The organism is Synechococcus sp. 63AY4M2 (genome assembly GCF_002760475.1).
Classification (GTDB): Bacteria; Cyanobacteriota; Cyanobacteriia; order Thermostichales; family Thermostichaceae; genus Thermostichus.
In genome coordinates, this window is sequence record NZ_AXUX01000001.1 from 356,934 (window position 1) to 365,274 (window position 8,341).

Below are 8,341 nucleotides of genomic sequence, written 5' to 3' on the forward strand. Positions count from 1 at the left end.
GTGGGTGTCGGGTTGGGCGTCGGCGTCGGGGTGGGCGTCGGCGTCGGGGTGGGCGTCGGCGTCGGGGTGGGTGTCGGCGTCGGGGTGGGTGTCAGCGTCGGGGTGGGTGTTGGGGTCGGCGTGGGCTGAGGCTGCACAATGGCCAGGGCCTCTTCCGCTTTCAGCTCGCCGCGGATCAGCTTGGAGAGCGTGTCTTGGCCCCCGGGGGTGTAGGTGATCTCGCGGGCAGCGCTGTTGAACACATTGCGGATGGGATCCCCTTTGCTGTCCACCAGCTCCACCACCATCACGTTGCGACCGGGCCTCAAGCCCTTCAAGTAAAAAGACTCCCAGCGATCCAGCAGGCCGGACTGGCCGTTGAGGGTGTAGCGGATGCGCCAATCCCGCGGCAGGTCGGTCAGCAAACTTTCGCGCACCGGGGCGTTGGCCAGCCAAAAATCCACCAAGATCGGCTCGGCACCGTAGCTGCCGCTGGGCTGGTTGTAGGTGAGCAGGGGCAACTGCGGTTGCGGCACATATTCCGGTGTGGAGGCGAGCACGTGGAAGCTGACCTGGGCGTAGGCCTCGGAGTTTTTAAAGCTCTCGTGCCAGGGCTTGCCGGCAAACACCCGCAGAGTATGGGATCCCGGCTCCAAATCTTCGAAAACGAGGGGAGCATCGGCGTCGTAATGGGCGATGTAGGGCCGGTTGTCCAGCACCACGTGCAGATGGGGGCCAAGGCCCAGTTGCGGATCTTTAAAGAGCGGGTACCCCTGCACCGCAAAGCGAACGGTTACTTGCCGCTCCGACAACACCTCTCCGGGTTGGGGGCTGAGGATCTGTACTCGCGGACGGCAGTGCTCCAAGTAGGCATCCAGCTTGGCGATCTCCGGCGGCACCGGTACCCGCTCGAGCTGAGGTAGCTGTTCCTGGGGCTGTTCAAGCGGGGATCCAGCGCAAGCGACCAGCACAAGAGCCGCCACCAGAGCCATCCACCATCCCCATCTCCAGGTTCTGGCCTTTCCCGCGTGTCTTTGCATGAGCCTCACATCCCAACACTTTCGGTATCCTGCCGAGCTGCAGATAAGCCATCCCCACATTACCAGCATGTGTCCTTTGGGGAAGATCCCCTCCCCCGCCCTAGAATGGGATCAGCGGTCTGGCCCAAGCCAGGTCAGGAGAACTTCTGAGGTCAGGTATGGCTGTGTTGGCGATAACGGCCCTTGCAGGCCTGGATCTAGCTCAGTGGCAGGCTTTGCTCAACAACGTGGCCTTTGCCGTTTGCTTAGGGGCCATGCTGTTTTATTGGGGCGGGGCAGCGTTTCCCCAGGTGCAGCTTCTGTCGGAGCTGGGCTTGGCGGGGATGATCGGGGCGAACTTGACGATCGCCGCCCTGCTGACGGCCCGCTGGATCGATGCCGGCTATTTCCCCTTGAGTAACTTGTACGAGTCTTTGTTTTTCTTGGCCTGGGGGATCACCGCCTTGCATCTGCTGGCTCTCCACTGGACTCGTAGCCGTTGGGTGGGGGTGACGACCGCCCCGCTGGCGACGGGCGTTGTGGCCTTTGCCGCCCTGGCCCTGCCGGCAGATATGCAGGAGGCCCAGCCACTGGTGCCGGCTTTGCAATCCAACTGGCTGATGATGCATGTAACGGTGATGCTTCTGGCCTATGCAGCCCTCTTGGTGGGATCCCTTTTGGCCATCGCTTTTCTCATCGTCACCCGCGGCCAGGAAGTTCAGTTAAAGGGCAACTCCCTCGGCCTGCAATTTGGACCCTCCCAGCCTGCAACCCACCCCGAATGGACAGAAGCCACCCTGCCATCGCCCGCTGCAGAACTGGTCTACGCCGGGATCCGCTCCCCCCGACCGGCTGAACCCCCTCCCCAACCGGCACCCGAAGGGATCCCGCTGCAACGGCTGAGCCTGGCGGAAATCTTAGACAACACCAGCTACCGGCTAATCGGGCTGGGGTTCCCGCTGCTGACCATCGGCATCATTGCCGGCGCCGTCTGGGCCAACGAAGCCTGGGGCACCTACTGGAGCTGGGATCCCAAAGAAACCTGGGCCTTGATCACCTGGTTGGTCTTTGCCGCCTATTTGCACGCCCGCATCACCAAAGGCTGGCAGGGCAAGCGCCCCGCTCTCTTGGCCAGCTTGGGCTTTGGGGTGGTTTGGGTGTGTTATCTGGGGGTGAACTTTCTGGGCAAAGGCTTACACAGCTATGGCTGGTTCTTCTGAGATCTCTTGGGCCAACAAATCAACCCCCGTTTGTGGGTATTCTGGTGCTGGCAAGCCGTCGTGGATCCCTCTGAGGAGAAAAGCATGCGACTGTTCAACTACCTGATCCTGTTCTCGGCCCTCCTGGGAATCGCTCTTTTCGCCATGCAAAACGCCAGCCCGGTCACGATTACCTTTGCCCCCGGCGTCAGCGTTGAAAGCCCGCTGGCGATCGAACTGTTGGCCTCTGCCGGGATCGGGGCCGCCCTTGCCTGGCTCTATAGCCTCTGGATGCGTCTCCAATTCAGCATCGAAGCCCGCGAGAAAAATCGGCAGTTGCAAGAAAAGGAAGTCACCATTAGCGAGCTGAAGGAAATGGTGGTGGAGCTGGAAGCCAAAGTCAAGCAACTGCCCCCCAGCAAGCGTGCCGAGCCCCAGGAAGACATTCAGGACGTTAAGGAAGTCACCACAGAGGGATCCCCTGCCTAGAACTGTTCCGAATGGATCCCGTCGATCTCCAAGCAGTTGGGGTAAAATTGAAATTCTGCTTGCCTCTTCCACTAGCCCATCACTTCCTATGCAGGTCACACAAGAAAAACGTCCTGGCAGCCGGGTTGGCCTCAAGATCGTGGTAGAAGCCGACCAGGTTAAGCGCTCCTACGAAAAAACCTTGCGCCAACTGGAGCGGAATATCCAGATCCCCGGATTTCGCAAGGGCAAAGCTCCCCGCAACCTGGTGATACGCCAGGTGGGCCGCGAGCGCGTCATGGCCAGTGCCGTCGATGACCTGATCAACGAGGCCATCCAACAGGCGCTCAAGGACACCCAACTGCATCCCATCAGCCGCTTCGAGCTGGACGACAAGGTGGAGCAGCTTCTGGATCGCTTCAACCCGGAGGCCGACTTCAGCTTCTCGGGGTATGTGGAGGTGTACCCCGAAGCCCGTGTCGGCCAATACAAGGGCCTGACCGTCACGGCCACCCGCGTCACCGTCAAGCCCGAACAGATCGACCAGCTCATCGACCGGTGGCGGGATCAGCGGGCCACCCTCTTGCCGGTGGAGGATCGGCCCGCCCAGTTGGGGGATGTGGTGGTGATCGATTTTCAAGCCCGCGATGCCGAGGGCAATCCTCTGGAGGAAATCGCCGCCCAGGACTTTCAGTTGGAGCTCAAAGAGGAGAACTTCATCCCTGGTTTTGTGGCGGGCGTGGTCGGCATGCAGCTCGACCAAACCAAGGAGATCACAGCTACTTTCCCCGACGATTACTTCAGAAAAGAGTTGGCCGGGAAAACGGTTACGTTCACCGTCTGCCTCAAAGAGATCAAGACCAAAGAGCTGCCGGAGCTGGATGACGCCTTTGTGCAGGAGATCAGCGAGTTTCAGACGGTGGCCGAACTGCGGGAACACCTGCAAAAGCGCCTCGAGCAAGATGCCCTGCGGCAATCTGAGGAGAACCTGGAGACGGCCATCCTCAATGCCATCTTGGAAACCACCGAGGTGGATCTGCCGGAGACCCTAGTCGAGCAAGAAACGACACAACTGCTGGCCCGAAGCCTTCAGTCGCTGCAGCAGCAGCAAGGGGTCACGCCGGGAGAGATCCGCAAGTTCTTGTCCCAACTGCCGCCGGAAACTCTCAACCAGTTGATGGAGCGCCACCGGCCCGAGGCCATCAACCGGCTGCGGCGCACCTTGGCTCTGAGCGCTATCGTCCGGCAGGAGCAGATTGCCGTAGGCCCCAACGAATTGGAAGTCGAGGTGGAAGAGGTGATGGCGGCCTATGCGCAGCAAGGGCAGAAGCTGGATCGGGAGCGAGTCCGCCAAGCAGTCCACGAAGATCTGCTCGCCAACAAGGTGATGGCCTGGCTGAAGTCCCAAACCACGGTCAACTGGGTCGATAGCGAAGGCAACCCCACCGAACCGCCCACCCTTTCGCCCCGCTCTGAGGGTGAAGACCGGCAGGAGAGGTCTGAGTCGGCTAGGGCAGGGGTGCCGGAGACGGAGTTTGAGGCCGAGAAGCCAGAGGGATCCGCGATCCCCGAGGCAGTTGAGCCTCCTGTCGATGCGAAAGCTGAGGGGGAGGTTGCAACAGAGCCGCAGGCAGCTCTCCCTTCTGTAGAAGCAGAGGCGTCTGGGATCCCTGAGGCGGTTGAGCCTTCTGCAGAGGCGGCCACAGACCCTGCTGGCTTGCAACTGGAACAGGCCGTCGCGGAGACACCCAAAGCGGGCAAAAAGAGCAAAAAGGACAAGTAGAGGGTCCTGGTTGCCTCCCTAGACTTGCCGGTTCTCACACCTTGGCCGCCGGGGTCGGAAAAAGCCGGGCTACAAGAGGCCGCGCCGCATCTGGTCCCAGAGGCGGAGGTAGGACTCGGCTTCGGCGGGGCTCAGAGGCCGCCAAATCTCGGCGCGCTCCCAGGTAGAAGGCTGAAAGTCAGCCCTGCGACGCAGCCGAGGAGAGAGTTGGGCCAAATCCAGCGGCCAAACCGAAGGGATCCCGCTCAAGTTCACCAGGCGGGGGGCGAACTCTGGGGTTAGGACGAAGTCAATCCAGTCGGCCAGCAGGGATCCTTCCAGCTCTGGGGAAGCGTTGTGAGCTCTATGCGGCCGCACCCAGACATCCCACCAGATGGCGGATCCCGAAGCCGGGATCGCCACCTCCAGCTCGGGGTAGTTGGCCTGGGTGGCATAGAGATCCTGCGACCAGCCCACAGCCACCCAGCTATCGGCCAGGCGCAACATGGGCAAGTAGTCGGCGGAAGTATAGGCCAGAACCTGGCGGTGCAGGGATCCCAGCTCTCGCCGCAGTTCGGCCTCTTCGGGATCGAGGGGATCGTTGTAGGAGCGGCCCAGCTTTTTGAGGACGAGCCCGATCACCTCCCGGGGGTGATCGGGCAGGGTGAGTTTGCCGGCCAGCTCAGGCCGCCACAGATCCGCCCAGTCCCGGATGGGGTCGCTCACCCGGTCGCGGCGGTAGGCAATGGCCGTTACCCCCCAGCGCCAGGGCACGCCCCAGATCTGCCCCTCTCGCCGGGCAGCAGCCTGCCAGCGGCGATCCAAGTGCTGCCACCGTTCTCCCAAGAGGTCAGGTGGCAAGGGATCCAGCCAACCGGCAGCAATGGCCCGATCCAAGACGTCAGCTCCCAACAGGCTCAGGGCCGCTGCTGGCGGCTGTCGCCGGAACCATCTCCCCGGCTCCCACCAGGCCAGCTCAGGCGGCTGGACGCTCTGCTGCAGGTAGGCCAGCAACTGGGCCCGCTCGTCCAACAGTTGCAGCCGAAAGCGAACCTGGGTGCGGCGGCGAAACTCGTTCACCAAGCTGGCCGGGATCCCCTGTTTAAGGGCGAGAATGAGGGGCAGAGAGCCCCTAGGCCCGCCACAGCCGGCCACCGCCAGCCCCAGCAGGAGCCCGTACAGAAATTCACGTCGGCTCAGCCCTTGCTTGCCCACGCCAGTACCGCTCCACCAGAATCAGGGCCACCAGATCATCGTAAGCCTTGTCCGGCACCCGCATCCCCTTGGGCAACAGCCGCTCCCATCCCCGCGGTGGGTAAAAATCCCAGTAGCGCCGCCGGGCTTCTTCTGAGCTGTGCCTCTCGTCCACCAGAACAATCTGTTGGGGTGGGAGGAGCGACTCCAGTTGCCGTTTCCAGCCTCGCGCCGTTGTCTGATTTCCCAGGATGAGCCGCTCCGCCCCAAACTGCTGCCAGAGGGCCTGCAACCTGGCCAAGGCCTCCCCGGCTGAGACCACCTCCCGATGCAAGACCTGCCACGCCGGCTGAACTTGCACCACGGCAAGGCCGCACTTGTCCCGCCCCGGGTCAAAACCCATCAGCACTCGCCCCTCTTCCAGCCCGCCCAGATGGAGTGGATCCCTCATCCCCCAATCTGCCCCGCCTGCTGAACGGGGGTGGTGCCCTGCTGGCCAGAGGCCTCCGCCATCAGGAAACTCACCCGCAGCGGCCCCGCCGTGTAGATGTCGGTGTCAGCAACCAGCTTCACATCCAGGGGGGTAGTGCTCTGGCGGAGATGCTGCACAACTTCCAAGAACTTGACCTGCGAGAATTCTCCGACAGTGCCGGTGATGGGATCCGAGAGGAGGCCTTCTGCCTGGGAGCGCTGATTGGCCTGGTTGAGGAGCTCCAGCAGCCGCTGTTGGATTTCGTTCTCGCTCAAGCCTGGCTGGATTACACCCTGCGCCAGCACGGATCCCCTGGCGAAGATGCGCTGGTTGGGGTAAATCTCCACCAGCACAGGCACAGGCTCTCCCTTAAGCCGATTGGTGAGGGAGAGGATGCGCACTGCCCAGCTACCAGGTTCCTTCAACTTTTCCAGAGCTTGGTCGGCCTCCTCGCGGCGGATGAGGATGGCGTTCTCCAGAGGGGGGATGGGCCGGGAGCCGAGGGCAAGGGCCCGCTGTTCTGCCTGGGCCAAAACTCGCTCAAACTGCCGCCGGACTGCCGCCGGGTCTGCCCCTGCTGGCGTTTGCACAACTCCTGTAGCCAGGACTTCTCCCGCCAGAATGGCCAGCTCTCCCCGCCGCAGCCGCACCGCTAACTGGTTGAGCTGCGCGATCTCCTGCTCAAGCTGCTTTTTTTGAGTTTCCAGTTGGCTCAGGGCCGTCTGCGCCGTATCCAGAGAGCGCTCCAGTTGATCCCGATCCAGTTGCAGAGCCTGCTTTTGCGACTCCAGATCGGCAATCATCTTTCGGGCCGCCTCCACCTCTGCCTTCACCGCCTCCAACTCCGCCTGGGCCCGCTCCAGGCCGGGCTGCACTTGGGCCAGTTGCTCGTTGGCTGCCGCCAGCTTCGCCTCCGCCTCTTGCCGCTCTTGTAGCGCCATAGCCAGTTGATCCCGGACTTCGCTCAGGCGTGTCTGGGCTGCCGATTGCTGACTGCGAAATTGGTCGAGATCCAGCTTGAGGCGGTCTCGCTCGGCTCTGAGAGTGGCATTCTCCGCTTCCAGCAGAGCTTTCTGGCGGTTGAGGGCCCGCAGCTCCTGCTCTGCCTGGGCAATTTGGTTGGTGTAGCTGAACAGGGCTTCCGAAAGAGAGCGGTTGAGGAGCAGCAGCGTGCCCAAGGTCAGCGCCGAGATGCTCACGCCGGTAATCACGGCTACCAAAACGGCCGTGTGGCGGGGACGCAGGTTAAACCAGGTGAGGCGCTTTTTGCCAATCCGATACCCGACCCGATCCCCGACAACGGCAATCAGGCCACTGACAAACAACATGTAAAGGATCAGCAGTACGCCTTGCATAGCCCGGGATCCCTGCCATGGAAATCTTAGCAAGGTTACCCTGAAGGTCTGGGAAGTTGAGGGCAGGCCGAGCCAGAGAAGTGCGGCCCCGCGTAAGCGGATGGGGTTGAAGGACTCCGTCCGGCTGACGCGAACAGTAGCCCTGAAGCATGCTCGCTTAGAGAGCAAGCAAGCCCCGAACCCCCCCGTATACGCGGGGCAGGGGGGCTGGTTTATAGAACGCCCCAAAAGGGCGGTAACCTTTGCACCGTTCAGGTCGGCGTCACCCCTCCAGCCGCAATGTCCACAAGAAAACCCTTCCTACAAGACTTGCCTGGCTCTGGGTGGATGCGCAGACACCTACCTGCCGCCGCTACCTGCTGCACATGAGCCCCTTGAGAAGGCTTCCACCTGCTCAGCTAACGTCCGTTTAGAAATATCGACGCCGCAATAGGAGTAGCCACGCCGAATCAATGCCCACCTCGAGAAAATAGGTCTCAGGAGTGGCTCCCCCTGTCGCCAAGATGGCATCGGCGATCTCTTCCTCTACAGCGGGGAAAAAGCTGCGGGTAGCATCGTAAAAGTCGGCAGCCCGATCAAAACAAACGCTGTGGGATCCTGCCATCGCCGCCCTCTTCCCCAACAGGCAAACCCAGACAGACAGAGCATGACTCTAGTCAATGATATGCTGGACTATACTGAAAATAATGCCCAGTATGTTCAGTATGGCTGCTTGGTATGGCTAGGTATGTAAAACCGAGAGAAGCGGCGGATTATTTTGGAGTGTGTCTCCACACCTTGAGGCGATGGGAACAGAAAAGCTGGATCCATGCAGTACGTACACCATCCGGTAGGGCGAGAAGGTATGACCTCGACAGCTACATCAGAGCACCCAAGAAGGACAAACGAGTCGT

At 61.6% G+C, this 8,341-nt stretch carries 8 protein-coding genes and 1 pseudogene; 3 read left to right on the forward strand and 6 right to left on the reverse strand.

Going from position 1 to position 8,341, the window contains the following annotated elements; genetic code table 11:
- Positions 1-971: hypothetical protein (locus SYN63AY4M2_RS01570; protein ID WP_276307817.1), on the reverse strand; the 971-nt coding region annotated here is incomplete at its 3' end.
- Positions 972-1,177: 206 nt separating this feature from the next.
- Between SYN63AY4M2_RS01570 and ccsB the strand changes: the two genes are divergently transcribed.
- From ccsB to tig, 3 genes are all read left to right on the forward strand, one after another.
- Entirely contained in the window at positions 1,178-2,218 is a 1,041-nt protein-coding gene (gene ccsB, locus SYN63AY4M2_RS01575; RefSeq protein ID WP_099812184.1) for a c-type cytochrome biogenesis protein CcsB, read from the forward strand.
- 84 nt (positions 2,219-2,302) lie between these two features.
- Positions 2,303-2,686, forward strand: coding sequence for a LapA family protein (locus tag SYN63AY4M2_RS01580; RefSeq protein ID WP_011430103.1), 384 nt, complete (start codon positions 2,303-2,305; stop codon positions 2,684-2,686).
- An 88-nt stretch (positions 2,687-2,774) separates the two neighbouring features.
- Entirely contained in the window at positions 2,775-4,448 is a 1,674-nt protein-coding gene (tig, locus tag SYN63AY4M2_RS01585; RefSeq protein ID WP_011430102.1) for a trigger factor, read from the forward strand.
- A 69-nt stretch (positions 4,449-4,517) separates the two neighbouring features.
- Here tig and SYN63AY4M2_RS01590 read toward each other — a convergent pair whose 3' ends face one another.
- The 5 genes and pseudogenes from SYN63AY4M2_RS01590 to SYN63AY4M2_RS01605 form a co-directional block, all read right to left on the reverse strand.
- A complete protein-coding gene (locus SYN63AY4M2_RS01590) occupies positions 4,518-5,642 on the reverse strand; it encodes an extracellular solute-binding protein (protein ID WP_011430101.1) in 1,125 nt (374 codons plus the stop codon).
- Positions 5,614-6,072: a Holliday junction resolvase RuvX gene (locus tag SYN63AY4M2_RS01595; protein WP_049749742.1), complete on the reverse strand. Its 459-nt coding sequence runs from the start codon at positions 6,070-6,072 to the stop codon at positions 5,614-5,616. The genes SYN63AY4M2_RS01590 and SYN63AY4M2_RS01595 overlap by 29 nt, the downstream gene beginning before the upstream one ends.
- Positions 6,069-7,448, reverse strand: coding sequence for a DUF3084 domain-containing protein (locus SYN63AY4M2_RS01600; protein ID WP_011430099.1), 1,380 nt, complete (start codon positions 7,446-7,448; stop codon positions 6,069-6,071). Before SYN63AY4M2_RS01600 ends, SYN63AY4M2_RS01595 begins: the two co-directional genes overlap by 4 nt.
- Before the next feature lie 204 nt (positions 7,449-7,652).
- Positions 7,653-7,789 (reverse strand): annotated as a pseudogene (locus tag SYN63AY4M2_RS14030) (RNA-guided endonuclease TnpB family protein); the annotation flags it as partial.
- Positions 7,790-7,857: 68 nt separating this feature from the next.
- Positions 7,858-8,052: a hypothetical protein gene (locus SYN63AY4M2_RS01605; protein ID WP_041438255.1), complete on the reverse strand. Its 195-nt coding sequence runs from the start codon at positions 8,050-8,052 to the stop codon at positions 7,858-7,860.
- Positions 8,053-8,341 lie beyond the last annotated feature (289 nt).

What these genes read in the sequence shown, in the direction of transcription:
- ccsB (WP_099812184.1), top strand. Translation starts at nt 1,178, where the DNA reads ATGGCTGTGTTGGCGATAACGGCCCTTGCAGGCCTGGATCTAGCTCAG.
- SYN63AY4M2_RS01580 (WP_011430103.1), top strand. Translation starts at nt 2,303, where the DNA reads ATGCGACTGTTCAACTACCTGATCCTGTTCTCGGCCCTCCTGGGAATC.
- tig (WP_011430102.1), top strand. Translation starts at nt 2,775, where the DNA reads ATGCAGGTCACACAAGAAAAACGTCCTGGCAGCCGGGTTGGCCTCAAG.
- SYN63AY4M2_RS01595 (WP_049749742.1), bottom strand. Translation starts at nt 6,072, where the DNA reads ATGAGGGATCCACTCCATCTGGGCGGGCTGGAAGAGGGGCGAGTGCTG.
- SYN63AY4M2_RS01600 (WP_011430099.1), bottom strand. Translation starts at nt 7,448, where the DNA reads ATGCAAGGCGTACTGCTGATCCTTTACATGTTGTTTGTCAGTGGCCTG.
- SYN63AY4M2_RS01605 (WP_041438255.1), bottom strand. Translation starts at nt 8,052, where the DNA reads ATGGCAGGATCCCACAGCGTTTGTTTTGATCGGGCTGCCGACTTTTAC.